This window comes from Bradyrhizobium sp. ISRA442 (assembly GCF_038085055.1).
GTDB lineage: Bacteria > Pseudomonadota > Alphaproteobacteria > Rhizobiales > Xanthobacteraceae > Bradyrhizobium.
On record NZ_JALGCN010000003.1, the window covers coordinates 638,732 to 665,311 of the forward strand.

The 26,580-nt window shown below is 63.8% G+C and carries 26 protein-coding genes; 15 read left to right on the forward strand and 11 right to left on the reverse strand.

The features are described 5' to 3' along the window. Positions 1 to 19 precede the first annotated feature (19 nt). Entirely contained in the window at positions 20 to 1,189 is a 1,170-nt protein-coding gene (locus MTR72_RS09340) for an MFS transporter (protein ID WP_341510314.1), read from the reverse strand. 109 nt (positions 1,190 to 1,298) lie between these two features. On the opposite strand from MTR72_RS09340, the gene MTR72_RS09345 reads away from it, so the two are divergent. Next, positions 1,299 to 1,670 (forward strand): ArsR/SmtB family transcription factor, encoded by a 372-nt coding sequence (locus MTR72_RS09345; RefSeq protein WP_280970846.1) that lies wholly within the window; start codon positions 1,299 to 1,301, stop codon positions 1,668 to 1,670. Between the two features lie 290 nt (positions 1,671 to 1,960). Here the strand turns inward: MTR72_RS09345 and MTR72_RS09350 are convergent, their stop codons facing one another. Further along, a complete protein-coding gene (locus MTR72_RS09350; protein WP_280968536.1) occupies positions 1,961 to 2,665 on the reverse strand; it encodes a class I SAM-dependent methyltransferase in 705 nt (234 codons plus the stop codon). 114 nt (positions 2,666 to 2,779) lie between these two features. On the opposite strand from MTR72_RS09350, the gene MTR72_RS09355 reads away from it, so the two are divergent. Beyond that, positions 2,780 to 3,304 (forward strand): Dps family protein, encoded by a 525-nt coding sequence (locus MTR72_RS09355; RefSeq protein WP_280968537.1) that lies wholly within the window; start codon positions 2,780 to 2,782, stop codon positions 3,302 to 3,304. Between the two features lie 114 nt (positions 3,305 to 3,418). Here the strand turns inward: MTR72_RS09355 and MTR72_RS09360 are convergent, their stop codons facing one another. Together MTR72_RS09360 and carA are read right to left on the reverse strand one after the other, a co-directional pair. After that, a complete protein-coding gene (locus tag MTR72_RS09360; RefSeq protein ID WP_280968538.1) occupies positions 3,419 to 3,940 on the reverse strand; it encodes a hypothetical protein in 522 nt (173 codons plus the stop codon). 184 nt (positions 3,941 to 4,124) lie between these two features. Further along, a complete protein-coding gene (carA, locus tag MTR72_RS09365) occupies positions 4,125 to 5,315 on the reverse strand; it encodes a glutamine-hydrolyzing carbamoyl-phosphate synthase small subunit (protein ID WP_280968539.1) in 1,191 nt (396 codons plus the stop codon). A gap of 233 nt (positions 5,316 to 5,548) precedes the next feature. Between carA and MTR72_RS09370 the strand changes: the two genes are divergently transcribed. Then, positions 5,549 to 6,004: a GatB/YqeY domain-containing protein gene (locus tag MTR72_RS09370; protein ID WP_280968540.1), complete on the forward strand. Its 456-nt coding sequence runs from the start codon at positions 5,549 to 5,551 to the stop codon at positions 6,002 to 6,004. Positions 6,005 to 6,232: 228 nt separating this feature from the next. Next, positions 6,233 to 7,843, forward strand: a complete 1,611-nt coding sequence (locus tag MTR72_RS09375) for an acyl-CoA synthetase (RefSeq protein ID WP_280968541.1) — start codon at positions 6,233 to 6,235, stop codon at positions 7,841 to 7,843. Between the two features lie 23 nt (positions 7,844 to 7,866). Here MTR72_RS09375 and MTR72_RS09380 read toward each other — a convergent pair whose 3' ends face one another. From MTR72_RS09380 to MTR72_RS09395, 4 genes are read right to left on the reverse strand one after another with little or no spacing between them, the layout of a single operon-like run. Then, on the reverse strand, positions 7,867 to 8,379 hold the full coding sequence (locus MTR72_RS09380) for an SRPBCC family protein (RefSeq protein ID WP_280968542.1): 513 nt from the start codon (positions 8,377 to 8,379) through the stop codon (positions 7,867 to 7,869). Next, complete coding sequence (locus tag MTR72_RS09385; RefSeq protein ID WP_280968543.1) at positions 8,379 to 8,846, reverse strand: SRPBCC family protein; 468 nt, start codon at positions 8,844 to 8,846, stop codon at positions 8,379 to 8,381. The genes MTR72_RS09380 and MTR72_RS09385 overlap by 1 nt, the downstream gene beginning before the upstream one ends. Further along, positions 8,846 to 9,307: an SRPBCC family protein gene (locus MTR72_RS09390; RefSeq protein WP_280968544.1), complete on the reverse strand. Its 462-nt coding sequence runs from the start codon at positions 9,305 to 9,307 to the stop codon at positions 8,846 to 8,848. Before MTR72_RS09390 ends, MTR72_RS09385 begins: the two co-directional genes overlap by 1 nt. After that, a complete protein-coding gene (locus tag MTR72_RS09395; protein WP_280970847.1) occupies positions 9,300 to 9,614 on the reverse strand; it encodes an ArsR/SmtB family transcription factor in 315 nt (104 codons plus the stop codon). Before MTR72_RS09395 ends, MTR72_RS09390 begins: the two co-directional genes overlap by 8 nt. A 114-nt stretch (positions 9,615 to 9,728) precedes the next feature. Here MTR72_RS09395 and MTR72_RS09400 point away from each other — a divergent pair, with 114 nt between their 5' ends. The 3 genes from MTR72_RS09400 (at position 9,729) to MTR72_RS09410 (ending at position 12,638) form a co-directional block, all read left to right on the forward strand. Next, positions 9,729 to 11,177 (forward strand): LVIVD repeat-containing protein, encoded by a 1,449-nt coding sequence (locus MTR72_RS09400; RefSeq protein ID WP_280968545.1) that lies wholly within the window; start codon positions 9,729 to 9,731, stop codon positions 11,175 to 11,177. A gap of 2 nt (positions 11,178 to 11,179) precedes the next feature. After that, a complete protein-coding gene (locus MTR72_RS09405) occupies positions 11,180 to 11,722 on the forward strand; it encodes a hypothetical protein (RefSeq protein WP_280968546.1) in 543 nt (180 codons plus the stop codon). Between the two features lie 298 nt (positions 11,723 to 12,020). Then, positions 12,021 to 12,638, forward strand: a complete 618-nt coding sequence (locus tag MTR72_RS09410; protein WP_280970848.1) for a LysE family translocator — start codon at positions 12,021 to 12,023, stop codon at positions 12,636 to 12,638. Positions 12,639 to 12,829: 191 nt separating this feature from the next. On the opposite strand, the gene MTR72_RS09415 is transcribed toward MTR72_RS09410, so the two are convergent. After that, positions 12,830 to 13,633 (reverse strand): N-formylglutamate amidohydrolase, encoded by an 804-nt coding sequence (locus MTR72_RS09415; RefSeq protein ID WP_280968547.1) that lies wholly within the window; start codon positions 13,631 to 13,633, stop codon positions 12,830 to 12,832. 139 nt (positions 13,634 to 13,772) lie between these two features. Between MTR72_RS09415 and MTR72_RS09420 the strand changes: the two genes are divergently transcribed. Continuing rightward, positions 13,773 to 14,171, forward strand: coding sequence for a gamma-glutamylcyclotransferase family protein (locus tag MTR72_RS09420; protein ID WP_280968548.1), 399 nt, complete (start codon positions 13,773 to 13,775; stop codon positions 14,169 to 14,171). Here MTR72_RS09420 and MTR72_RS09425 read toward each other — a convergent pair. Continuing rightward, complete coding sequence (locus MTR72_RS09425; protein WP_280968549.1) at positions 14,168 to 14,731, reverse strand: chlorite dismutase family protein; 564 nt, start codon at positions 14,729 to 14,731, stop codon at positions 14,168 to 14,170. The genes MTR72_RS09420 and MTR72_RS09425 overlap by 4 nt on opposite strands. A gap of 293 nt (positions 14,732 to 15,024) precedes the next feature. On the opposite strand from MTR72_RS09425, the gene dnaG reads away from it, so the two are divergent. From dnaG to MTR72_RS09460, 7 genes are all read left to right on the forward strand, one after another. After that, positions 15,025 to 17,022 (forward strand): DNA primase, encoded by a 1,998-nt coding sequence (gene dnaG / locus MTR72_RS09430; RefSeq protein WP_341510315.1) that lies wholly within the window; start codon positions 15,025 to 15,027, stop codon positions 17,020 to 17,022. A gap of 372 nt (positions 17,023 to 17,394) precedes the next feature. Beyond that, positions 17,395 to 19,536 carry an RNA polymerase sigma factor RpoD gene (gene rpoD, locus MTR72_RS09435; protein ID WP_280968551.1) on the forward strand — a complete coding sequence of 714 codons (2,142 nt, stop codon included), beginning with the start codon at positions 17,395 to 17,397 and terminating at the stop codon, positions 19,534 to 19,536. Positions 19,537 to 20,300: 764 nt separating this feature from the next. Then, complete coding sequence (locus tag MTR72_RS09440; RefSeq protein ID WP_280968552.1) at positions 20,301 to 21,107, forward strand: lytic murein transglycosylase; 807 nt, start codon at positions 20,301 to 20,303, stop codon at positions 21,105 to 21,107. A 432-nt stretch (positions 21,108 to 21,539) separates the two neighbouring features. Then, positions 21,540 to 21,914 carry a response regulator gene (locus MTR72_RS09445; protein ID WP_280968553.1) on the forward strand — a complete coding sequence of 125 codons (375 nt, stop codon included), beginning with the start codon at positions 21,540 to 21,542 and terminating at the stop codon, positions 21,912 to 21,914. A 56-nt stretch (positions 21,915 to 21,970) separates the two neighbouring features. Next, the gene (locus MTR72_RS09450; protein ID WP_280968554.1) at positions 21,971 to 22,582 is read left to right on the forward strand and encodes a LysE family translocator; all 612 of its coding nucleotides are present in this window, start codon (positions 21,971 to 21,973) and stop codon (positions 22,580 to 22,582) included. Positions 22,583 to 23,244: 662 nt separating this feature from the next. Further along, positions 23,245 to 24,456: a GGDEF domain-containing protein gene (locus tag MTR72_RS09455; RefSeq protein WP_280968555.1), complete on the forward strand. Its 1,212-nt coding sequence runs from the start codon at positions 23,245 to 23,247 to the stop codon at positions 24,454 to 24,456. A 141-nt stretch (positions 24,457 to 24,597) separates the two neighbouring features. After that, the gene (locus MTR72_RS09460) at positions 24,598 to 25,224 is read left to right on the forward strand and encodes a peptidoglycan recognition protein family protein (RefSeq protein ID WP_280968556.1); all 627 of its coding nucleotides are present in this window, start codon (positions 24,598 to 24,600) and stop codon (positions 25,222 to 25,224) included. 310 nt (positions 25,225 to 25,534) lie between these two features. Here the strand turns inward: MTR72_RS09460 and rpoH are convergent, their stop codons facing one another. Beyond that, complete coding sequence (rpoH, locus tag MTR72_RS09465) at positions 25,535 to 26,434, reverse strand: RNA polymerase sigma factor RpoH (RefSeq protein ID WP_280968557.1); 900 nt, start codon at positions 26,432 to 26,434, stop codon at positions 25,535 to 25,537. Between the last annotated feature and the right edge of the window lie 146 nt (positions 26,435 to 26,580).

The window sequence follows — 26,580 nt, forward strand, 5'->3', positions numbered from 1 at the left end:
AAACCCCGAAAAATGCCCATCAACCGGCAATTTTCACGGGTTTTGGTCGAGCTTGCCAGCCGCGGGCAAGGTGCACCAGGAGCGAGGCCGTGACGCTCGATCCGCCGACCCAGCCGAGGTCGGTTGGCGAGAGCGTCGTCAGCACAGCGCCTCCCAGCGCGCCGCCGATCGCGAAGCCGAGGTACATCGCCGAGGCGTTGAGCGAGAGCGCGATCATCGAGGCCTGCGGCTCGATCCGGATGATGCTGGCCAATTGGGCCGGGTAGAATGCCCAGCCCGAGATGCCCCAGAGCAAGATCGCGCCAAGCACCGCGTAATGCGGCTGGCCCGGCATCAGCTTCAGCACCAGCGAATGCAGGATTAGGGCTGTCGCCATACCGGCAAGGCCGAGCGCGGCGGTGGCCAGCGTGCCGAGCCGGTCGGCGAGGACGCCGCCGAGCATGTTCCCGATTGCGGCGGCGCCGCCGAAGACCAGGAGCGCAAGGCTGATCCTGGAGGCATCGAACCCGAGGCTTTTCAGCGGGACCGCAAAATAGGTGAAGACGGTGAAGCCGCCGAGCGCCCACAGGATGGTGATGAGAAGCGCGATCAGGACGTTGCCGTGCCGGGCCACGGCCAGCCGCTCGGCAAGCGAAGCCGTATTGCGCGGCAAGCCGCGGGGCAGGCCGAACAAGAGGCCGGCGAGCGCAACGGTGCCGAGCAGGGCGACCATGGCAAAGGTCGCGCGCCAGCCGAACAGGCTGCCGACGAAGTTGCCGAGCGGGACACCGACGACGGTCGCAACCGTAATGCCCGACGTGACCAGCGCCACCGCGCGGCCGCGCCGCTCGGGCGAGGCGACCGCCACCGAGACGCCGAGCGCTGTCGGCATGCAAAGTCCGGCGCCAAGCGCCATCAGCATGCGCGAAGCCAGCAGAAGCATATAGCCCGAGGTCATCATCGCCACGAGATTGCCGGCGATGAAGGTCGACAGCGCCAGCGCCAGCACGGTGCGGCGGTCGACGTTGTTCAGCGTCACCGCCAGGATGGGCGAGCCCACCGCGTAGGTGAGGGCGTAGGCCGTCACGAGTTGCCCGGCTGCCGACACCGAGATCTGCAGGTCGGCGGCGATCCCAGGCAAAAGTCCTGCAATCACAAAGCCTTCCGTGCCGATCGCAAAGGCTGCCATGGCCAGCCAGAACACGCTCATTCGAAGCATCCCTATGTTCAATGTTTATTGAACTATTGTTTGTCGGGTTTCCCATGTCAATTGGTTCAAGAACTATTGAACATTGGCCTCGCCGCGCTATCATCCAGATATGAGCCGCACCCCACTGCATCCCACCCGAGAGCAGATCGAACTCCCGATGGTTCTGGATTGCCTGGGCGATCCGATCCGGCTTGCGATCGTCTATCAGCTCGCCCAGCAAGAACGTGGCAGCAGCGAGCTGCGCTGCGGCGATTTCAGCGGCCTCGGGGCAAAGTCGAATCTTGCCTATCACTTCGCTAAGCTGCGCGAATGCGGATTGACGCAGACCCGCATCGTCGGCACCAGCCGGCTGACGAAGCTCCGCCGCGCGGATCTGGAGGCGCGCTTCCCAGGTCTGCTCGATGCCGTGATCAACTCCGCCGCCAAAGACGCCGATCGGCTTCTGCTTCTGTCCGAGTGCGACGTGGTGGAGGTTGACTGAAGATGAGAGGCACCGCGGCGCCCGGTCTGCCCGACGCGTCAATGCTTTCGCAAAAATGCAGCCAAGCATCGCGCCGGAATCACCGGCTATTTTGCATGGGGTGTTTTCGATATTTTGGTTCGGCTGGCTTGCCGAGCGGAAGCGGCGTTAGCCGCGAAGGCTGGAGACCCGGCCTGGACTTGAACCAGGATAAAGAGCGATGCACCGCTCTCGCGTGGAGCTTCCGCCACCGGGCCGTCGCGATCATGGCTGATCGGGATACCGCAAGCCACCTCAGCTAAGTTTTAACCCTAACCGCGCACTAACGGCGGCCGTGCGATGAAGGTCATGCGCCAGCGGTTGTGGCCGATATTGGCAGGGGCGCGCTGGACCGCGAACCCGGCTGCGGTCAGCTTGGCGGTGATCTCACCCTCGCTGTAGCGCTGCAGCCCAATGCGCGTACGCAGGTGACGATAATCCGACAGCGCGGTGCTGATCAGCCCGATCAGCGCGTCCTTGAGGAAGCCGTGACGCAGGCCGAAGCTGAGCAGCGCCATCACGTCGCGGCCCATGCCGACGTTCGGCTGGAGGATGTCGCCGAGCACCAGCTTGCCGGACGGTCTGAGCAACCGGCGGATGTTGCGAAGCGCGGAATCGAGCTCGTCCGCCGTCATGTATTGCGCGACCGAATTCATCACGACGAGATCGACGGACTGCTCCTGCATTTTCCTGACGTCCTCGAGCGAGCGGACGCGGATTTTCGTGTTCGGGGCAAACCGCGCGATCAGCCGGCCGCGGACTCCGGGCGCAGGCTCGGCAAGGATCAGCTTGCCGCAGGCCGTCGCCACCTCGCCCGCCGACAGCGCCTCGCCGCAGGCATAGTCCAGCACCGTCGCGTCGGGCGACGGGATATAACTGATGATGTCCCGCGCGATGATCTGGAAGTGCAAGTCGCGATGCAGCTTGCTGACATAGATCGTGTGCGTGGAGTCGTAATAATCGATCCAATCGTCCATGGTACTCGAGGGTCCCGGCCAAACAGTTCCTGTGCAGGAACCGGCGCTGCCCGCCTTGCGTTAGGGGTGCGACGGCGCGCCGTCAATGTCCGCGTCCTAACAGGAAGGTTTCCCGTGAGCAAAGCCAACAACAAGGTCTCGCCCGACCTAGACACCCCCACCGATCTGTCGCCCCAGGCGGTCAACAAGGTTTCGGAGGCACTCAATGTGCTTCTGGCCGACGCGTTCGCGCTCTATCTCAAGACCAAGAATTTCCACTGGCACATCAGCGGGCGGCACTTCCGCGACTACCACCTGCTGCTCGACGAGCAGTCGGACCAGATCTTCGCCACCACCGACCAGCTCGCCGAGCGGGTCCGCAAGATCGGCGGTACGACGCTAAAGTCGATCGGACAGGTCGCCAAGCTCCAGACCATCAAGGACAACAACGAGCCTTACGTACCGCCGCGTGAGATGCTGCGCGAACTGATGCAGGACAACAAGCACGTCGCTAGCGCGATGCGCAAGGCGCACGAGGTGTGCGACGAGGCCGGCGATGTCGCGAGCGCGAGTATCCTCGAGGTCTTCATCGACGAGACCGAGCGCCGCACGTGGTTCCTGTTCGAAGCCTCCCGCCAGGAAGGCAGCAACGCGGCGTAAGGCGCTTTGCTGTAGGGTGGGTTAGCGAAGCGTAACCCACCTCTTTTATTTCCGCGTCGATAGACGTGGTGGGTTACGCCTTCGGCTAACCCACCTACAGCACCGTGTTGACGGCTATCGCCACAGCCGCATCAGCGCTCCCTCTTTGCCAGTCACCGGATCGGCCGGCGGCATCGCGACCTGCGGAATCGTCTTCAGCGCCTTGGCGTGGTTCCCGGGCGTTGCCCGCGTGATCTCCATCTTCGCGCCGGGCGGATAGGCGCCGATCACGCTGAAATCGTCGCTGGCCCTGATGCATTGATGTCCGGTGCCGGCGGGAAGGATCGCGACGTCGCCGGCCGCAATCTCCAGCTCCTGGCCGTGATCGCCGCCGAAGCGGACGCGGGCATGGCCGCGCGCGACCCCGAGCACCTCATGCACGGTCGAATGATAATGTAGATAGTCGTAGACACCGTTGCGCCACGTGCCGCCCCAGCCGTTAGCGCCGAACAACGTCTCGATCGTTTCCTCCGGGGTCTTCGGGTCGAGCGTGAGTGCGCCCTGATAGACCAGGAAGGGAAGGATATTGTTCGGCACGAGACCGTCGTCCTCGAAGACGATGGCGAGCGGCTCGGCATTGTCGCGGACGACGGACATGAGGGGCTCCAGCGTCAGAGTAGCAGGGATCAACGAGGGGCGTGAAGCGACGTTCCTTTGTCGTAGCCTCCGTCATTCCGGGCTCGAGCCAAGTGGCGCGCCCCAGAATGACGGGCTGCAGCCAAAAACGAAAATGCCCGGGACCAAGCCCGGGCAAGATGTTGTGGAAATGCGAGAGAGCGCCTCAGGCGCTCTTCTTCTGCCGCATCAGGTCCGCAAAGCGCTGGAACAGATAATGCGAGTCGCGCGGGCCCGGCGAGGCCTCGGGGTGGTACTGCACCGAGAACACCGGCTTGCCGTCGAGCTGGATGCCGCAATTGGAGCCGTCGAACAGCGAGATATGAGTCTGCGTCGCGCCCTTCGGCAGCGTCGCCTGGTCAACGGCAAAGCCGTGGTTCATCGAGGTGATCTCGACCTTGCCGGTGGTCTCGTCCTTGACGGGATGGTTGGCGCCGTGATGGCCCTGATGCATCTTCTTCGTCTTGGCACCGACGGCAAGGCCCAGCATCTGGTGGCCGAGGCAGATGCCGAATGTCGGCGTGCCGGACTTGATCACGTCCTGGATCACCGGCACCGCATATTTGCCGGTCGCGGCCGGATCGCCCGGACCATTGGACAGGAACACGCCGTCGGGCTTCATCGCCAGGATGTCTTCGGCCGAGGTCGTTGCCGGCACCACCGTCACCTTGCAGCCGACGCCGGCGAGCAGGCGCAGAATGTTGCGCTTGATGCCGTAGTCGATGGCGACGACGTTGAACTCCGGCTTGTCCTGCCGGCCAAAGCCGTTGTTCCACGCCCAGGGCGTCTCGTCCCAAGTGAAGCGCTGGCCCGAGGTAACCATCGGCACGAGGTCCATGCCCTCCAGGCCGGGCCATTCGCGTGCCTGTTCCTTCAGGCCGTGCAGGTCGAACTCGCCGTTCTTCGAATGCGCGATCACCGCATTCGGCATGCCCTTGGAGCGGATAAGCGCGGTCAGGGCGCGGGTGTCGATGCCGGAGAGCCCTATGATGCCGCGCGCCTTGAGCCAGGCGTCGAGGTGCCTGGTCGCGCGGTAATTCGAGGGGTCGGTGATCGCGGTGCGCAGGATCACGCCGCGCGCGCCGGGCGTCGCGGCCATGTTCACCGTCTCGATGTCTTCCTCGTTGGTGCCGACGTTGCCGATATGCGGGAAGGTGAAGGTGATGATCTGTCCGGCATAGGAGGGATCGGTCAAGATCTCCTCATAGCCGGTCATCGCGGTGTTGAAGCAGACTTCACCGACGGCGTGGTCTTCGGCGCCGAGACCAAAGCCCTCGAGCACCGTACCATCGGCGAGCACGAGGAGCGCGGTCGGTTTGTGGTCCGGCCAAGCGGGATCGTTGTCATGTTGTGTCATGAGCCCGCTTCATAGTCCGGCAAGTGGCGCCCGTCAAAGCGGGAGAGGCCGGATTCACATGCGTTTTTGCATATTTGACAGGCCCACCCGGGCACTTAGGCTGGAACTGGCAATTTTGAGCAATTTCCGCGGTCGACGGGGAAACAATGAACCAGAGACAGCCTGGTGTCCGGTATGGCCTCTTGCCAGCGAACGGCTTAGATCAGGCGCGATAGATTGAGAGGATCACGGCCATGTTGCGCGACGACATCAACAATGCGGTCAAGGAGGCCATGAAGGCCAAGGACGAGCGCAAGCTCTCGACGCTGCGCATGGTCAACTCGACCATCAAGAACGCCGACATCGAGGCGCGCGGCAGCGGCAAGCCGCCGCTGTCGGATGCCGACCTGCTCGGCGTGCTCCAGAAGATGATCAAGCAGCGCCAGGAGGCGGTCGAGCTCTACGACAAGGGTGGCCGCGCCGAGCTCGCCGCGCAGGAGCGCGCGGAGATTGCGGTGATCTCGGTGTACCTGCCGAAGCAGATGTCGGACGACGACGTGAAGAAGGCGATTTCGGACGTCATCGCCGAGACCGGCGCGGCCGGTATGAAGGACATGGGCAAGGTGATCGCGGCGCTGAAGGCGAAGTACACCGGACAGATGGACTTCGGCAAAGCCTCTGGTCTCGTGAAGGCTGCGCTCACCGGATAGGTGTCATTCCGGGCGACGCGAAGCGTCGAACCGGGATGCGGAGTTGCGCATCCGAGAAACCATGGCGCCGGCGAATCCGTTGATCAATGGATTCCGAGGCGAGACGTTTCCCTATCGTCATGCCCGGGCTTGTCCCGGGCATTCACGGCCTTAAACTGGCGGTTAAGCAAGAAGCACGTGGATGGAGGAAACTCCGGCTGTCCACGCCAGAGGGAAACGCCCGCAGCCATGCTGACCGAAGCCGCAACTTACGATGAGCTCTACCGCAACTTCCGCTGGGACATCCCGGCGCGATTCAACATGGCGGAGGCCTGTTGCGATCGCCACGCCGACGGCACCGGCCGCCTCGCGCTGGTCTATGTCGACGAGAACGGCACGACGAGCCGCACCTCGTTCGACGAGATCGCGGAGCTGTCGCGCCGCTTCGCCAATGTGCTGAAGGCCGACGGGCTGACGCGCGGTGACCGCGTCGCGGTGTTCTTGTCGCAGTCGCTGGAACTGCCGATCGCGCATATGGCCGCGTTCCGTTCCGGCATGATCTCGATCCCGCTGTTCGCCCTGTTCGGCGAGGACGCGCTGGAATTCCGCCTGTCGAATTCGCAAGCAAGAGCCATCATCACCGATGAGGCGGGCTGGGAGAAACTCACGAAGATCCGCGATCGGCTGCCTTATTTGCAGGACATCTATGTCACGAGCGGCGCCGTCCACGCCGGCGCAAAACCGTTCTGGTCAGCGATCGAAACCGCATCCGAGGACTTTGCGCCCGTCGACACCTCCGCCGACGATCCCGCGCTGATCATCTACACCTCCGGCACGACCGGCAATCCCAAGGGCGCGCTGCATGCCCATCGCGTCGTGCTCGGCCATCTGCCGAACGTCGAGATGTGTCACAACTTCCTGCCGCGTCCCGGCGATCTGATGTGGACGCCGGCGGACTGGGCCTGGATCGGCGGACTCGTGAATGGCCTGTTCGCGTTCTGGTATCACGGCATTCCCTTGGTCGGTCACCGCGCGCGCAAATTCGAGCCGCAGGCGGCGATGCAGATGATGGCTGACCTCGGCGTGCGCAACGTCTTCCTGCCGCCGACGGCGCTGAAGCTGATGCGGCAGGCCGGCGTGAAGCATCCCGGGGTGAAGCTGTGCAGCATCTTCACCGGCGGTGAATCCCTTGGCGGCGAGCTTTTGGGCTGGGTGCACGAAACCTTCGGCATCGACGCCCATGAGGTGTTCGGCCAGACCGAGTGCAATCTCGTGATCGGCAGCAACTCCAATCTGTTTCCGATCCGCCCCGGCTCGATGGGCAAGGCGACGCCGGGCTTCGATGTCCGCATCGTCAACGACAAGGGCGAGGAAATGCCGCGCGGCCAGCGCGGCATCATCGGCGTGCGCCAGCCGTGCCCTGTCACGATGATCGAATATTGGCGCAATCCTGAGGCGACGGCGAAGAAATATGCCGGCGAATTCCTGCTCACCGGCGATCTCGGCGTGCAGGATGAGGACGGCTATTTCTGGTACGTCAGCCGCGAGGACGACGTCATTACCACCGCCGGCTATCGCGTCGGCCCCTCGGAGATCGAGCACACGCTGATGAAGCATCCATCGGTAGCGATGGCGGCGGTGGTCGGCATTCCCGATCCGATCCGCACCGAATCGATCAAGGCCTGGATCGTGCTGCGCCCCGGCTTTGCCGCAAGCGATACGCTCGCGCGCGAGATCCAGGAATTCGTCAAGGTGCAGCTCGCCGCCCACGAATATCCGCGCTTCGTGGAATTCGCGGAGACGCTGCCGATGACCGCCACCGGCAAGGTGCTGCGGCGCGAGCTGCGGGCGAGGGGATAAGGTCAGGTCATTCACTGGCGGCGCTACGGCGTCTTGATTCCCATCGCCTTGAGCGCATCGAGCATCCGCTGCGGCGGGCCCAGCTTGATGACCAGTGGCTTGCCGGTTTCGAGTACGCTCTTGAGGCTGGACAGGATCGCCGGCCAGCCCGAGCGGCCGCCGGCCAGAATGTCGTCGCTGAGCGGCCGGTCGTGGCCTTCGCTCATGGTGAGCCGGACCGCGTCGCCGACCTGTTCGATCTCGTAGGTCACGAGCGTCGGTCCGAGCTTCTCGACCAGCTCCGGCCAGTTGACGTTGAAGGTGACGGAGAGCTTTCGCGGAGGGTCGTAGGCGAGGACCTCGCCGCTGATGTGCAGCGCCCCGTCCGGCGTGCGCACGGTGAAGGCGCCGCCGAGCCGCGGCTCGACCTCGACCGCATTGCCGAAGAAATACTTCCGACTGAACTCGGCGGTGGTCAGCGCCTCCCACACCTTCTCGGGCGTGGAGGCGATGTAGATGGTGTAGACCGTCAGCGGCTTGAACTGATCGAGGTTCATCATTCAAATCCTTCGATGCCAAGCGCCGCGGGCGGGATCGTCGGTGCCTTGCCGGTTTCAAGTAAGCTCTTGAGCCCGGACAGGATCGCCGGCCAGCCCTTGGAAATGCCATCGAGCAGCTTGCTGCCTGCGGCGAAGCCTTCGTGGGTTACGGTCAGCTTCACAAGGCTGCCCCAAGGCTCGAGCGTGAAAACCACCTTGGTCGGTCCTTCGTTCCGCATCTCCTCATTCACTTCGTGCTTGAACGTGTACGACAACCGTCGCGGCCGGTCGGCCTCGAGGATCTCGCCGGTGTCGGTGGTCGTGCCGCTCATCACCAGCGCAAAGGACGAGCCGACCTTCCAGTCGGACCTGACCTCGGTGTCGAACCAGTATTGCCGGGTGAACTCGCTCTTGGTGAGCGCGTCCCACAGCTTTTCCGGCGTGGTCTCGATATAGGTGACATAGATGAATTCGGGCCGGGCCATCACGCAGCGTCCTTCGAGTAGCTGGGCGGGACGATTCCGATCGTATGCCCGGTCTCGAGCAGGCTCTTCAGGTTCGACAGCACCATCGGCCAGCCGCCGGAGATATCGCGCAGGGTCTTGCCGTCTTCGCCGAGCTCGTCATGAGTGACGGTCAGCTTGACGACCTTGCCGCGTGGCTCGAGATCGAAGCTGACGCGCGAGATTCCCTCGCCCGCGGCTTCGGGCTTGCGATTGTACCAGCTATAGGCGAGTCGCCGCGTCGGATCGAAAGTGATGACCTCGCCCTCGACCGTTGGATTGCCGTTATTGGTGAAGCGGTACGGCGCGCCTTCCTTCCAGTCGGAGGCGATGCGGTGGCCGAACCAGTAACGTTCGGTGAAATCGCCGTCGGTCAGGGCCTGCCACAGCGCCTCGGGCGAGGTCTCGATGTAGGTCACGTAGACATAGCTCGGCTTACTCATCGCGTTTCTCCAACTGACGTTTCAACTCGCTGAGAGCGGCAAGCTTGCCGCGCTCGAATTTCCTGATCCAGCGTTCGCCGATCTGATGGATCGGCACCGGGTTGAGGTAATGCAGCTTCTCGCGGCCATGCTTGAAGGTCGTGACCAGATTGGCCTCTTCGAGGATGGCAAGGTGCTTGGTGACGGCCTGGCGCGTCATCTCCAGGCCCTCGCAGAGTTCGTTCAACGTCTGACCGTTCTTGGTGTGAAGTCTGTCAAGGAGTAACCGTCGTGACGCGTCGGCCAGCGCTTTGAAGACTTCATCCATGGCGGAGATAATAGGCAACCAAATGGTTGCATGTCAAGATGGTGTCTTTGGCGGGCGCGAACCCCTGTGTTAGCCTTGCATCTCAGCCAACGCAGATTGGTTCCGGGAGGATCAATGATCAGCCGCGTTCAACTTGCTGCTTGCCTTGTCCTTTTCGCCGGCAGCACATGCCTCCATGCGCAGAAGCAGCAGGTGATCGGCGCGCCGCCGGAAGCTTCCAACATGAAGCTGGTCGGCACGAACGACCTGCAGGCGCGCAGCGCCTATCAGCCGACCATCCATCACCAGGGCGATCGCTGGATCGCCTATATCGGACATCACGGCGGCACCGACGCGGTGCCGAGCCCTGTCAATCCGATGACGGGACAGGCCGAGCCCAACGGCACCTCGATCGTCGACGTCACCGATCCCGCGCATCCCAAGTACCTGCGGCACCTGCCGGGGCAGGAGGGCAAGTACGAATCCGGCGGCGCGCAGATGGTGCGGGTCTGCGACGGCAAGGCGTTGCCGAAGGGCGATCCCAACGCGGTCTACATGCTCCGTACCTTCGGCAGCGAGGCGCACGAAATCTGGAGCGTTGCCGATCCCGCCAATCCCGCGCTCGTCACCCGCATCGCTGGCCTGAAGGACACGCACAAGAGCTGGTGGGAATGCGACACCGGCATTGCCTATCTCGTCTCGGGCGCGCCGGACTGGCGCACGCGCCGCATGACACAAGTCTATGATCTCTCCGATCCCGCGCATCCGCAGAAGATCCGCGACTTCGGCCTGCCCGGCCAGGAGCCTGGCGCGACCGGCGCGGTGCCGACCGAATTGCACGGGCCGATCTCGACCGGCCCCACAGGCAACCGCGTCTATTTCGGCTACGGCACCAATAAGGGCGGCATTCTGCAGATCGTCGATCGCGAAAAGCTCTTGAACGGGCCGAAGGAGCCGACGCCGGACAATCTGCGCTATCCCGAGATTGCGCGACTGCCGATGTCGGCCTTCAACGGCGCGCACACGACGTTTCCGATGCTGGACATGCCCATCGCCGAATTCGCCGAGGACAAGGACGGCAAGACCCGCGACATCGTCATGATCGTGGACGAGGCGATTCTGAATGAATGCGGCGAGGCGCGGCAGATGGTGTGGTTCGCCGATGTCACCACCGAGACGCGGCCGATGATGATCTCCAGTTACACCGTGCCCGAGGCGAGCGGGCAGTTCTGCCAGCGCGGCGGCCGCTTCGGCTCGCATTCCTCGAACGAGAGCATGGCGCCGGTCTATTACAAGAAGATGGCCTTCATCGCCTTCTTCAATGCCGGCGTGCGTGCGCTCGACATCCGAGATCCCTATCATCCCAAGGAAGTCGGCTACTTCATTCCTTCGATCACGAGCGCGACCGACAAGCGCTGCATTCCGGTCGAGGGTGGCGAGCGCTGCAAGGTCGCGATCCAGACCAACAATGTCGAGACCGATGATCGCGGCTACATCTACATCGTCGATCGCGCCAATACCGGCCTGCATATCCTCGAGCTGACCGGGCCCGCGCGCGCCGTCGCCGGCCTGCCGAAGAACTGACGATGCGCCGTGCGGTGACGATAGCGCTCGCGCTGATCGCGCTGGGTGCGTCGGGCGTCGGAGCCAATCAACTCGCGCCGGCGCCGACGGACGGGCCGACGCATTGGCGCGAGATCGCCTGGCCGTTCCCGCGCGACGGCTGGCCCGCCGGCCGCGCATTTCGTTGCGATGGGGCCTGTGAGGGTGTCGAGCTCTACATCCGCGCCAAGCTCGGCTTCTGCAACTGCGACCGCGGCGTCGCCGATGACGACGAGGTCGATCAGGTCACCGACATCGACTTGATCAGCCCGCGTTTTGTGGCGATGGCGCCGGGCGAGGAAGCGCGCGTCGGCGAGTTGCGCGGCCGTACCCGGCCCTACGATCTCGACATGCCCGACGGCGCGCGCCGCGCCGCCACCGGCATCGCTCTCTCGCGCCGCTGCGATCTGCTGGTCGCGGTCGTGCAAGGGGCGGGTGAGGTGGTGGCTGTGAAGCACGCGGCGCTGGAGTTTTTGGAGACGCAGGAAATGAAGCGATGGATTACGGCAGCATTGGACGGAAGGTGATGCAGGCCTTATCGCGCCACTTTTTCCGCCGTCGTCACCCGCGAAAGCGGGTGATCCAGTATTCCAGAGACGGTCGTGGGATACGGAGAGGGCGCGGCCCACTGGATACCCCGCTTGCCGCCTACGCCAAAGCTTCGGCGGCCCAAGAGCGTGCGCCCCGGCGAAGCCTTGGCGTAGCCGGGTCGCGGGGTATGACGACGGCGTTTGTGACCCGTGCGTGCGACACACGTCGAGCTTTCGTCCACGCGCCAAACATGCATTAATTGCACCCAAACGCCTTCAGCGAGCCTTCCCCATGATGTCCTTGCAAGCTTATCTCGCCTTCGTCGCCGCCTGCATTGCGCTGGCGCTGCTGCCTGGTCCGATCGTCACGCTCGTGATTGCCAATGGCTTGCGCCACGGCACCCGGGCGGCGCTGACCAATGTCGCGGGCGCGCAGGCCGGACTCGCGATCGTGATCGGCGTCGTCGCGATCGGCCTGACCTCGCTGATGGCGACGATGGGCTATTGGTTCGACTGGGTGCGCTTTGCCGGCGCTGCCTACCTGATCTGGCTCGGCATCAAGCTGATCTGGGCGCCGGTCGAAGGCGTCCATGTGGATGAGCCGCCGGCGCCGCCGCGCGGCGGCTTCTTCCTGCAAGGCTTTCTGGTGCTGCTGTCGAACCCGAAGGTGCTGGTATTCTTCGGCGCCTTCATCCCGCAGTTCATGGACATGAACCGCGACCACTTTCCGCAGGTCGCGCTGTTGGGAGCGACCTTCATGGTGACGGCGGCGATGACCGATGCGCTCTACGCCACGCTTGCTGGCCGTGCGCGAAAATTCTTTTCCGCGCGCCGCACCCGGATGCTGTCGCGCGTCTCCGGCGGCTTCATGATCGGCGGCGGAATCTGGCTGGCGCTGACCCGGGCGAAGTAGCCCTGGTTGAAGCTGTCAGGCGTAGATTGATCCGCGCGTTCCGCTCTGCTCCCTCCCCCCTTGCGGGGGGGGGCCGGGGAGGGGGTAGCCGAGGAAACGGTGCAGCCGTGGTCGAGATCGGGTGTGCGATGGGGCTGTAGCGTTTGATGCGTCGAGACGGACTGCATCGCGGCGGTTGGGACGCAAGCCGCTTACACCAATCCCTCTGCGCGCAGCTCCGCTTCGATCTGGCCGAGGATCCGCGACAGCCGTTCGGCCCATTGCTGCTGGCCGGATTGATCGGTGATCAGGTCCTGGCGGATTTCGATTCCGGTGTTGATCAGGCCGCGGGCTTCGCCGTGTACGGGGATGGTGTAGTCGGTGATATCGCTCACGGCATAGGGCTGGTTGTCGCCGACGACGAGATCGCCCTCGCTGCGCAAATGCTTCAACAAGAGGCGCGGCAGCACCGTGTCGCGGTGATAGAGCGTGCCGATGTGCCAGGGCCGGGCGACGCCGGCGTAGACCGCCGTGAAGCTGTGCAGCGACACCAGCACCGTCGGCCGCTTGGCGTGCACGCGGCCGCTGACGACGGCATCGATGCGGCTGTGATAGGGATCAAAGATCTCGCGGCGCCGCGCCTCGCGCTCCTCCGCCGAAAGCCCCTCATTGCGCGGGATGGCGGTGGCTTCCGAGATCGCCGGGATCGAGCTTGCGACGCTCGGCGGACGGTTGCAGTCGATCACGAGCCGCGAATAGCGCTGCGCGATCAGATGCGCGTCGAGCATATCGGCCAATCGTTCGGCAACGCCGGCAATGCCGATGTCCCAGGCGATGTGCCGCGTCAGCTCGCTTCCGGCTACGCCGAGGTCGCCGAGCGCGTGCGGCAGGAGCCGCCCGTAATGGTCGGAGGTGAGCAGGAACGGAGATCGCCCCGCTCGATTGGCCTCATGAACCGGATCGGCGTCGTTCGTGCCCAGCAGTCGAGCCGGCGCGCTCGTTGCGTCTGAAGTCATTCGGATTGCCTATCGAAGCAGCACTCTGGTCGAGATCGGACAACGCTATAGAGGAGGCGGCCTCAAAGCACCATCGTCAAGACGAGATGGCTTGCAAGACGACTTGAATCGACGCGTGCGCGCAGGATAACAAGCGCACATGAGCTCCGATCTTCTCTTCGTCTACGGCACCTTGATGCGCGGCTTCGATCATCCGATGGCGCGGCTGTTGTCGATGCATGCGGATTTCCTGGGGGAGGCGACCTGTCGCGGCCGGCTCGTTCTCGTGAAGCATTATCCGGGGCTGCTGTTGTCGGACACGTCGTCGGACCTCGTCCATGGCGAGCTGTTCCGCCTGCGCGCGCCCGACGAGCTGCTGCGCGAGCTCGACATGTACGAAGCCTGTGGCGAGAGCTTTCCGGAGCCGACCGAATATCTGCGTAAGCTGATCGACGTGATGATTGCGGACGGCGTGGCCACTCAAGCCTGGACCTACATCTACAATTGGCCCGTGACCGACTTGCCGCTGATCGAGTCGGGCCGCTTTCTCGATCATTAGGCTGAGAGCACCTCCCGCACCAGGCGCACGTCGACCTCGCGCTCGACGTAAGTCCACTCCTCGGTCCGCCGCAGCATCGCGACCAGCTCCTCGAACATCGAGGCATCCGCCGGCGTGAACTCGAACCAGGTGAGGAAGTCGAAGGGCTCGCCGAGGTCGCGAGAGTGATAGAGCTGCCGCGCGATTGCGGGAAGGAAGCGCAGGCTGCTTGCGATGTGGTGCGACTTGTCCTCGAAGATCTTGCGCCGCTCCTCGGGCGCGAGCTCCCACCAGGCTTGCGACTTGCGGATCGGGATCAGCGCCGCGCTGGTTGCCTCGGGTCGGCCGAGCCCGGCCTGCGCGGCCGTGAGCTGCTCCCTCTCGGCGCGCGTGGTGTAGCGCGGATGGCTCGCAACACCGACCAGCCGCCACGCATTGCGCGAAGGCACCAACGGCAACGAGACCGCATCGCTGTCCGTCACCGACAGCGCCGGCACGAAGGGCAGGGGGTCGCCCGTCACTGATGACATCGAGGTGACACGCCAACCCCCGCTATGGCCGCCTCGAAACGTCATGAACATGGCGCTATGGAAGCGCGGAACCGGCCGGGGTTCAAGGCTGCTTTTTTTCGCCGCTCCGTCATTCCGGGCGCCTCGAACAGGCTAGCCCGGAATCCATTGCGCCGCCGGTATGTTGGGAGGAATGGAATCCGGGCTCGCGCTAGCGCGCCCCGGAATGATAGAGAAATGACGGAAAGGCCTGTGAACAGCGCGGATAACCCGGATAAGCCTGACAATCCTGACTTTTCGGCGAGCCGCACCTATATCCGTAACCCTTCGTCCGACTCACACGATTTCGCGCTAAACACAGGCCCATGCGCTTCACGCCCCAATTCCTCGATGAATTGCGTGCCCGGCTTCCGGTCTCGGAAGTCGTGGGCCGGCGCGTGAAGCTGAAGAAGGCCGGCAGGGAGTGGAAGGGGCTGTCGCCGTTCCAGCAGGAGAAGACGCCGTCCTTCTATGTCAACGACCAGAAGGGCTTTTATCACGACTTCTCGTCCGGCAAGCATGGCGACATCATCACCTTCGTGATGGAGACCGACGGCGTCCCGTTCAGCGAAGCCGTGGAGCGGCTTGCCAACATGGCGGGCCTGCCGCTACCGGCGGTGACGCCCGATGCGGCGCGACATGAGCAGCGGCGCAAGTCGCTGCATGACGTGATGGATCTCGCGGCAAAATTCTTCGCGGAAACGCTGGCCTCGCGCGTCGGCGCAAAAGCGCGCGGCTATCTCGCCGATCGCGCGATCTCGCCGGCGACGCAATTGCAGTTTCGCCTCGGCTATGCGCCGCCCGATCGCTTTGCGCTGAAGGAGCATCTCGGCAAACAAGGCGTCTCCGTCGACGACATGGTCGAGACCGGTCTCCTGATCGGCGGCAACGACATTCCCGTTCCCTACGACCGCTTCCGCGACCGCGTGATGTTTCCGATCACGGACTTGCGCGGCCGTGTTATCGCCTTCGGTGGCCGCGCGTTGGAGAAGGACGTTCCAGCAAAATACCTGAACTCGCCGGAGACGCCGCTCTTCCACAAAGGCGATAATCTCTACAACCACCAGACCGCACGCGCGGCCTCCCACAATGGTGCGCCGCTGATTGTTGTCGAAGGCTATGTCGATGTCATCGCGATGGTGACCGCCGGCTTTGCCGGTACGGTGGCGCCGCTCGGCACCGCGCTCACCGAAAGCCAGCTCGCGCTGCTCTGGAAGATGGCGGATGAGCCGATCCTCTGCTTCGACGGCGATCGGGCCGGACAGAAGGCCGCTTATCGTGCCGCCGACCTCGCGCTGCCGTTCCTCGCGCCGGGAAAGAGCCTGCGCTTCGCCTTGCTGCCGGAGGGGCAGGATCCCGACGACCTCGCACGGTCTGGTGGCCGCGGCGCGATCGAGGAGGTGATCGCCGCGGCGCGTCCGCTCGCCGACATGATCTGGTCGCGCGAACTCGAAGGCGGCAGCTTCGTCACGCCCGAGCGCCGTGCCGCGCTGGAGGCGCGTATCAAGGAGCTCTCCAACGGCATCCGCGACGAAGTGGTGCGGCGCTATTATCGCGACGATTTTGTCCAGCGGCTCCAGCGCGCCTTTGCACCCGAGGGCGGAGGTGGCGGCTTCGCCGGCCGCGGCAATTTCCGGGGCGGCTCCGGCCGTCCGTTCCAGCCGCGCGGCGCCGGCGGTGCGAATCGATTCGCTGGATCAGGTCGCCGTGGCGGGCCCGTTCCGACCCTGCTCCCGTCCGGCCCCTACCAGGCGGCGAGCCCGCAGCTCGCGGCTAGCCCGATTATGCGCGGCCAGCGCAGCGCCATCTCGCGCCGCGAGGCGCTGATCCTGCAATGCCTGATCAACCACCCCTGGCTGCTGCATGAGCACCTGGAGGAGATAGCGGCACTGGAGCTCGCCCATCCCGAGGCCCACAAACTGAGGGCCGGCATCATCGCCGCCTTTGCCCACGACCACCACCACAGCCCCGACCCCACCGAGCAGGCTGAGAAGATGCGCGCCGATCTTGAGAAAGGAGGATTTATCCCGTTACTTCAAAGGGTTGAGCGCGCGATCACGACCCAGGCGGTATGGGGCGCGCGGGAGGGCGCGGCGCGGGATGATGTTCTCGCCACCTGGCACCAGCTCGTTGCCTTGCATCGGCAGTGGCATTCACTACTTAGGGAGTTGAAAGACGCTGAGCTGGCCTTGGGGGAGGACCCTAGCGAGGCCAATTTGGCGTGGCTGCGTGACGTCAAGGCCCGGATGGGTGAGGTCGATGGCACCGAGGCTCTGATCGAGGGTTTTGGCGAGCTGTCGGGCCGGTTCCAGAAGAGCGTTTGATGAAGAATCATGCGGACGGCCGGGGCCGGAACCGCTAAAAGACTCGCCAAATCCAAGGTTTGGCGGCAGAAACAGGGTTAATCGAGGCTTAACGGAATTGTAGCACTTTGGCCCACAGGCGGCCGCAGGCAGAACAGACGCGTCAGGGATGAATCCGCGCAGGACTGTTGACATTACACCTGCATCCGCCGCGACAAAGGTGCTCACGAAGCGTTAGGCAAATCCGGCGAGAGAAGTTTTGGGGTGGCGAAAGAGGTTTGCGCCGCCCTTTCCGTGTCGAGAGCCGACGAAGCGAGAGCGTCGAGCAACAGGTTCAGGTGAATTCAGGCAGGCGCGGCGAACGTCTGTGTGAAGCGCGTTTAGGAGCAATGGATGGCCACCAAGGCAAAGACGCTGCAGGCGAAGGACAAGGAAAAGGACGACAAGGCAGCGGACGCTCCCGAGAAAGATTCACAGGACGCGCCTTCGCCCTTGCTCGACCTGTCCGACGCGGCAGTGAAGAAGATGATCAAGCAGGCCAAGAAGCGCGGCTTCGTGACCTTCGATCAGCTCAATGAAGTCCTGCCGTCCGACCAGACTTCGCCCGAGCAGATCGAGGACATCATGTCGATGCTCTCGGACATGGGCATCAACGTCACCGAAGCCGACGACAGCGAAGGTGAGGACGAGAAGGACGATGGCGAGGACGAGACCGACAACGAACTCGTCGAGGTCACGCAGAAGGCCGTCACCGAAGTCAAGAAGAGCGAACCGGGCGAGCGCACCGACGATCCCGTGCGCATGTATCTGCGCGAGATGGGCACGGTCGAGCTGCTCTCCCGCGAAGGCGAAATCGCGATCGCCAAACGCATCGAGGCCGGCCGCGAGGCGATGATCGCGGGCCTCTGCGAAAGCCCGCTGACCTTCCAGGCCATCATCATTTGGCGCGACGAGCTCAACGAAGGAAAGATCTTCCTCCGCGACATCATCGATCTCGAAGCGACCTATGCCGGCCCCGACGCCAAGGGCGGCATGAACACCGCGATGATCGGCGGTCCCGCTGGCGAGAACGGCGAAGCGACGGCCGAGGGCGGCGAGGCCGCTCCGGCCGCAGCCGCGCCCGCGCATGTCGCTCCGCCCGCGGCACCGCCGTCGCCAACCCCGTTCCGTCCCGCGCCCGCTGCCGGTAACGGCGAAGGTGGCGAGGAGAAGGATCCGGGCGAGGCCGCAGCCGAAGCCGACATGGACGATGACGAGTTCGAAAACCAGATGTCGCTCGCGGCGATCGAGGCCGAGCTCAAGCCGAAGGTCGTCGAGATCTTCGACAAGATCGCCGAAAACTACAAGAAGCTGCGCAAGCTTCAGGAGCAGGACATTGCCAACCAGCTCCAGAACGAGTCGCTCTCGCCGCACCAGGAGCGCAAGTACAAGAAGCTGAAGGACGAGATCATCGTCGAGGTGAAGTCGCTGCGCCTCAACCAGGCCCGCATCGACTCGCTGGTCGAGCAGCTCTACGACATCAACAAGCGCCTCGTCTCGCATGAAGGCCGCCTGATGCGCCTTGCCGACAGCCATGGCGTGGCGCGCGACGACTTCCTGCGCAACTACACCGGCTCGGAGCTCGATCCGCGCTGGCTCAACCGGGTGTCCAAGCTTTCGGCCAAGGGCTGGAAGAACTTCGTCCACCACGAGAAGGACCGCATCAAGGACCTCCGCCACGAGGTGCATCAGCTCGCAGCTCTCACCGGTCTCGAGATCGGCGAATTCCGCAAGATCGTGCACTCCGTGCAGAAGGGCGAGCGCGAAGCGCGCCAGGCCAAGAAGGAGATGGTGGAAGCCAACCTCCGCCTCGTCATCTCGATCGCCAAGAAGTACACCAACCGCGGCTTGCAGTTCCTCGACCTGATCCAGGAAGGCAACATCGGCCTGATGAAGGCGGTCGACAAGTTCGAGTACCGCCGCGGCTACAAGTTCTCGACCTACGCCACGTGGTGGATCCGGCAGGCGATCACCCGCTCGATCGCCGACCAGGCGCGCACCATCCGTATCCCCGTGCACATGATCGAGACAATCAACAAGATCGTGCGCACCTCGCGTCAGATGCTCAACGAGATCGGCCGCGAGCCGACGCCCGAAGAGCTCGCCGAGAAGCTCGGCATGCCCTTGGAGAAGGTGCGCAAGGTCCTGAAGATCGCCAAGGAGCCGTTGTCGCTGGAGACGCCCGTCGGTGACGAAGAGGATTCACACCTCGGCGATTTCATCGAGGACAAGAACGCGATCCTCCCCATCGATGCCGCGATCCAGTCGAACCTGCGCGAGACCACCACGCGCGTGCTCGCCTCGCTCACCCCGCGCGAAGAGCGCGTGCTGCGCATGCGCTTCGGCATCGGCATGAACACCGACCACACGCTGGAAGAAGTCGGCCAGCAGTTCTCGGTCACCCGCGAACGCATCCGCCAGATCGAAGCCAAGGCGCTGCGCAAGCTGAAGCATCCGTCAAGGAGCCGGAAGCTGCGCTCGTTCCTGGATAACTGATCGGGATTGATTTGGCCGGCGAGGTCCGGCTTCTGACTCAATAAACGGCGGGCCGAAAAGCCCGCCGTTTATTTTTGGTCTTCAGCGTCGCCCGGGGCTGGCAGGGCAACAACCTAGAATAGAATACTATAGCTCGCGCTCTACGATGGCAAGGCCAATCATTGCGGCGTCGATGTCGCAGCAGGCGGAACAGATGTGCGTTGATTGCGAGTTCTGGTTCCAACCTGTTCCTGAATCAAATGGTTTGGATGGTCGAAGCATTTGCCCATCATTGTCTGCTCTGTGCCGCAACGAGAGCTGCGTGCCTTGCTCGGGAGTGCGTAGAGCTGCACGTCTTACGTCTTGTGCGCAGATGTCCGGATCCGACGCACGCTGAGAGTTCCATCTCGCAGCGCACACCTCGCGTTTCCCGCGCCCAAATTGTTAGCGCCGGACGAAACTCAATTCTATGGCGCGCACTGTCCTCTCGTCATTCCGGGGCGCGACGAGTCGCGAGCCCGGATTCCATTGTGCCACCGACACTGCCGTACGATGGAATCCGGGTTCGCGCTGACGCGCGCCCCGACAGGAGGGCGCGTGTGTCTCGCGTAGCGCGGTATCGATGTCGGCGTGGTCGGCGATGACGACCGTTGAGCTGTGGCTGACTTGCGAGCAACTTTGCGATCTGCTCCCGCGTCGCAGGGCCGTTGGCGAGGGTTTGCCGCTTTGACGGGACTCCTGTTCCCGGGCATGATCGCCCGCCGCGAATTGGGGGATCATTCCATATGCTGAGATTTGCTCTGGCCGTCGCTTCCATGGTTTGTCTGGCTGGCGGCTCCGCTGAGGCTGCGCGCTGTGGCGGCGATTTCAACAGCTTCATTGCCGGCATGTCTGCGGAGGCGCAGGCCGCCGGCGTCTCGGCGAGCGTGACGAGCGCGGCGTTCAGCGGCGTGACGCCGGACGGCGCCGTGCTCGCCTTCGACCGGCGCCAGCGCTACACCTTCAAGAAGAGCTTTGAGCAGTATGTCTCGACACGCGTCGGCCCGGGTCGCATCAATGGCGGTCGTGCGCTGCTCCAGCGTCACGCCGCGCTGCTGTCGCGCATTGAGCAGCAGTTCGGCGTGCCCCGGCAGATCCTGGTCGCGATCTGGGGCTTGGAGAGCGATTTCGGCAAGGGCGACATGGGCAAGCTGCCGGTGATCCGTACGCTCGCCACGCTCGCGCATGATTGCCGCCGCACCGAGCTGTTCCAGGGCGAACTGCTGGCCGCGCTCAAGATTGTGCAGCGTGGCGACCTGCCGCAGCGCGACCTCATCGGCGCCTATGCCGGCGAGATCGGCCAGACCCAGTTCCTGCCGTCGTCCTACATCAAATACGGTGTCGACTTCGACGGCGACGGCCGCGTCGACTTGCGCCACAGCGCCGCCGACGTGCTCGCCTCCACCGCGAACCTGCTCCACACCAACGGCTTCAAGATGGGCCAGCCCTACGGCGAAGGCACCGCTAATTTCGAAGCCATGCGCGAGTGGAACAGGGCGCTGATCTACCGCAAGACGATCGGGTATTTTGCCGATCGGCTGATGGCGCAGTGATCTCGCACGGCTGAGAGAAGGAGCGCTCACGCCACACACTCTGCGTCATCACCCGCGAAAGCGGGTGAACCAGTATTCCCGAAGCAGTGACGCGATAGGGAGGAGCCGCGGTGTACTGGATGCCCCGGTCAAGCCGGGGCATGACCGCAGAGATATTGGCGAAGACTCTCTCCAACGTCGTCCTGGCGAAAGCCAGGACCTATTACCCCGGGGAGGAGTCGTTACGACGACTCGCAATCAACTTCTATTGGCTGAGCACTAGCAGCCTCCGCCAAACTGAATTCGGTGGTTATGGGTCGCCAGGGCGACCACACCAAATTCGGAAGAAGGAACTTACATGTACATTTTTTCAGTTTGGAACTGAACCATATCGCGAAAGCGCCCTTAACATACGTTACTTCAGCAAGGACGATCATTTTTTGGAGCGGCCACATGGGACAGGCAGAACCATATCGGGCGACCGCGCTGATTGTCGAAGACGATGCCATGCAGCGTGCGATGCTGTGCCTCCTTTTGGAGGAAAGCGGCTACGAAGTGATCCAGTGCGAGAGTGCCGAGGCGGCCGCGCGCGTCCTGGACAAGGATGCCGGTGCGCTATGCCTGATGCTGACCGACGTGCAGCTTGCCGGCCGCATGAACGGAGTCGAGCTCGCCTATGTCGCAAAGGATCGCAATCCGAAGCTCGACGTCGTCGTCACCTCGGGCCGTCCCCTGGCGCAGCCCCTGCCTGACGGCGCAAAATTCTGGGCCAAGCCCTGGGCGCCCCTCGACGTGCTGCGCGAGGCCGAGATCGCGCAATTGTCCTGACGGTACGTTCCGGGAGCTCGCTTTCTCGGCGCGAGAGGCAGTGATAGGGTCCATCCATGACCTTATCCTTCCTGCTCACCTCACTGATCGTGGTCGCTTCGCCGGGTACCGGCGTCCTCTACACGCTGGCGGCGGCGCTGACGCGCGGCTCGCGCGCAAGTATCGCCGCAGCTTTTGGCTGTACGCTCGGGATCGTTCCACACATGACGGCGGCGATGCTCGGCCTTGCCGCGGTGCTGCACACCAGCGCGCTGGCTTTTGCCGCGCTAAAGTGGTGCGGCGTGGCCTATCTGCTCTACATGTCATGGCAGGCACTGCGCGAGACCGGCGCGCTGGCGGTCGAGGGCGAGATCAAGGAACGCTCGAGTAGCCGCGTCATCATGACCGGCTTCCTGATCAACATCCTCAATCCAAAACTGTCGATCTTCTTCCTCGCCTTCCTGCCGCAGTTCATCGCGGTCGACGAGCCCCATGTGCTGGCGCGGATGCTGGAACTGAGCGGCGTCTTCATGGCGATGACGTTTGCGGTGTTCGTCGTCTACGGGCTCTCTGCGGCCTCGGTGCGCGCGCGCGTCATCTCCCGCCCCGGCGTCATGGCCTGGCTGCGCCGCAGTTTTGCAGCCGGCTTTGCGCTGCTCGGCGCGAAGCTGGCGTTTGCGGAGCGATAGAAAGAGCGCTGCGATCTTCCCTTCACCTCTCCCCGCAAGAGCGGGGCGAGAGAGTGAGAGAGCTAAGCGCCGGTCAACAAAAAAGCGGGCCCCGCGCCCGCCACCTTCAAACTCTCTCAACCCTACCCGACGCCCGGGCGGAGCGAGGCCCCACCCGGGCAAAGAAAAAGAAGCCGCGTTACTTCTTCTTCGCCTTCTTGGCCTTTTTCGCCTTCTTCTTCGCCGCCTTCTTCGCTTTCTTAGCCATAGTATCCTCTCAAGGGTTAATGGTGAAACGCGACACGAGGGATGCTCGGCGGAGGGCCAGCCTCGCAACATCCTCAATGGCAAGCTCAGCAGATTCGCGGGCAACTGCCTCGCGCCGTCACATCTCCGTCATTGCGTTATCCACAGCTCAGAAGCATTTTTGGATGATTTTTGCCTGCGAATCCGCATCGCGACGGCGCGGCACGGTCAGCGCCTGGGCATCAGGCTTTGCTTAACGAAGCGGGTATCCGCCTCCACGATTCATCAATCCAAAACCAAACGTCGTGTTTGCGCGATTGCGGTGAGACTCCATTAAGCGCACCACGCGCATGGTCCTCCGCAAGAACACGGGGGCGGGTTATGGACGGGCGGTTGCCAAATGAAGGGAGCGGGACGCTGCGTGTCCTGCGGTCGCCATGCTGAGCGTGCCGACACTCTGGACGGTCATCGTCATCAACTTCCTGGCGCTGGGCCTGATCTGGGCCTACGTGACGCGCTCCTATCCGAAATTCCAGGCGGCCCGATACTGGATGGCGGCGGCCGTGCTCCAGGCCGTCGGCGCAGGCATCTCCATGCTGCGCGATGTCATGGATCCAGCGTTTCCGCTGATCGCCGGCGGCGGGCTGATGATCTTCGCGTCCTGCCTCGCCTGCATGGGCGTGATGCGCTTCTACCACCGGCCGGTGTCCTGGCCCGCCGCGATCGCCGTTTCGCTCCTGAGCTGCGCCGGCCTCACCTGGTTTCTGGTCGTCGTCGATAACATGCCGATGCGGGTGTTGATCTATTCTGTGGGACAGTCGACCCCGATCCTGATGGTGCTGCAGCGCCTCCTAGGTAGGCAGGACGGACGCGAAAATCCCGGCGCGCGCCTCGCTGCGATCGTGGCGTTCATGATCCTTGGCGTGCACGTGGTCCGCTCCGGCGCGGCGCTCACCGGGCTGGGCGGCGGCATCACCGCGGTCAATTTCAACGGGCTGCAGGCGCTGCTGATCCTGATCCTGGTCTTCCTGGCAATGGCCTGGAATTTCGGCTGCCTGCTGATGGCGATCGAACGGCTGCGCAACGAGGTCGCCGACCTCGCGCTGCTCGACGATCTCACCGGCGTCGCCAACCGGCGGCATCTGTTGCAGCGCCTCGCCGAGGAATGCGCCCGCTCGGAGCGCAGCGGCCAGCCCTTCGCGTTGCTGCTGATCGACATCGACGGCTTCAAGACGATCAACGACACCCACGGACACGCCGCGGGCGATGCTTGCCTGCAGCACTTCACCCTGATGGCGCAGACACGGCTTCGGCCGGGCGACATGCTCGCCCGCACCGGCGGCGACGAGTTTTGCGTCGTGCTGCCGTCCTCATCCCTGCACGAGGGCGCGCTGATCGCCCGCCGCGTGCTGGAGGTCTGCCGCCAGGATGCCGCCGCCTGCACCGGCAACGATATTCCGATCGCGATCTCGATCGGCGTGGCGCAATGGGATCGTGCCATCGGCCAATTCCCGGACCGCCTGATGGCCCGGGCCGACGAGGCGCTCTATGCCGCCAAGAAGAACGGCAAGAACGATTTTGCGCTCTATGATCCGGCGCCGCCGCTCTCGCCCGAGCTGACCGCTCCGGCCGCGCGCAAATTCGCTTGAAGCAAGCGCGATCGTCGTCGCGCTCAAACTTGTTGTTTGAGCATGATCTCCGCGCAAACGCGTCCCGCGTTTGTCGCGCGGGAAAACCGGTGCACACTTTTCCGGATCATGCTGTAGGCTCGGGTCCGCATTTGGACCCGCATGATGATGTCTCGCCTGCTCGCGGCCGTTCTCGCCGCCCTTGCTTTGACCATTCACGCCGCTGCAACGGATGCCGACCTCGCCAGGCTCGCGCATGTCGCCGGCACGCCCGACATTCCCGGCCTGAAGATCGTCTGGCTCGCACCGTGGGGTGACGTCGCGCAGGCCCACGCCTGGCGCAACATCATCGTGCATCAGACCGAGGGGCCTGCGGGCTCGGCACGCGGCGGCGCGCAGGAGCAGTCGAAGAATCCGACCCGGCGGGGCGTCACTGTCTGGGTCGAGACTGACGGCACGGTCTATTGGGCGGTCGCGGAAAATCTGGTGCCGACCCATGGCGACGGTGCCAACCGCAACGACAACAAGTACATCGACAACAAAGCGACCTATCGCCAGGTTGTGCGCGACAACTCGATCGGCGTCGAGTTCGCCGGCAACTATCCGGACGTCGCGGCGGGGCCGACCGAGGCGCAGGTCGCGGCCTGGCGGATCCTCGTCCGCGTCCTGCGCGCGCGCTACGACATCCCGCTCGACCACGTCTATGCGCACAACTGGATCGACTACAAGGACGCGCGCTATTGCGAAGGCTGCTGGCTCGCGACGCTGGCGCGGGTGTGGGGAGAGTAAAGCCCCGTCGCGCCCCGGAATGACAAGAGGGATTAAACCGCCGCCGTCATCCAGCCGAACAATCGCGCGTTTTATTAGGCTGCAACCACGGCCGTCATCGCCCGGCTTGACCGGGCGATCCAGTGTTCCAGAGACCTGTGTTGGGATCTCGCTCTCGCAATTGACATCGCGGAGTACTGGATGCCCCGGTCAAGCCGGGGCATGACACCGAAAGTGTAGCCGCATCTTCTTCAAGGCAAGAAAAAAGCCGGCGTTGCCGCCGGCTTTTCTGTCTTTTCGATCCGCCAATCTCTGGGGCCGAAAGTCGCGCTTAGTGCGCGGCTTCCAGCGCAGCCTGTTCCTGCTTCGCGATCGCGCCCTTGACCGCGGTCTGCACCTTTTCGAAGGCGCGGACCTCGATCTGGCGGACGCGTTCACGCGACACGCCGAACTCGGCCGCAAGGTCTTCCAGCGTCATCGGCTCATCGGCGAGGCGGCGCGCCTCGAAGATGCGGCGTTCGCGCGGGTTGAGCACGCCCATGGCGCCGTTGAGGGCGTCACGGCGGTGATCATACTCCTCGTGCTCGGCCATCATGGCTTCCTGGTTGGGTGAATTATCGACCAGCCAGTCCTGCCATTCGCCGGCTTCTCCGTCGTCCCGGATCGGCGCGTTGAGCGACGCGTCGCCACCGAGGCGGCGGTTCATGTCGATCACGTCCTGATCGGTGACGCCGAGGCGCTTTGCAATCATTTTCACCTGGTCGGGGCGAAGATCACCCTCGTCCAGCGCGTTGATCTTGCTCTTCGCCTTGCGCAGGTTGAAGAACAGCTTCTTCTGGTTCGCGGTGGTGCCCATCTTCACGAGCGACCAGGAACGCAGGATGTACTCTTGAATCGACGCCTTGATCCACCACATGGCGTAGGTGGCGAGGCGGAAGCCCTTCTCGGGCTCGAAACGCTTTACCGCCTGCATCAGGCCGACGTTGCCTTCCGACACGACCTCGGAAATCGGAAGGCCGTAGCCGCGATAGCCCATGGCGATCTTGGCCACGAGCCGGAGGTGGCTGGTGACGAGTTGATGTGCCGCGTCGCGATCGTCGTGCTCGCGCCAACGCTTGGCGAGCATGTATTCCTGCTGGGGTTCCAGCATCGGAAATTTACGGATCTCGGCGAGGTAGCGGGAGAGGCCGGATTCTCCATTGAGGACCGGCAAAGCAGCGGTACGGGCCATAGTGCGCCCTCCAAAGGTTCAGGCCCCCGATAGCGGCGGGCCAGGCAGACGACCGCTTGGTTAAAGCCGGCCGGACTGCGATGTTCCGCGTTGGTCTTCCAACGCACGCGCAATATACCCCATCGAGGGTCATTTAGGGAAGGATT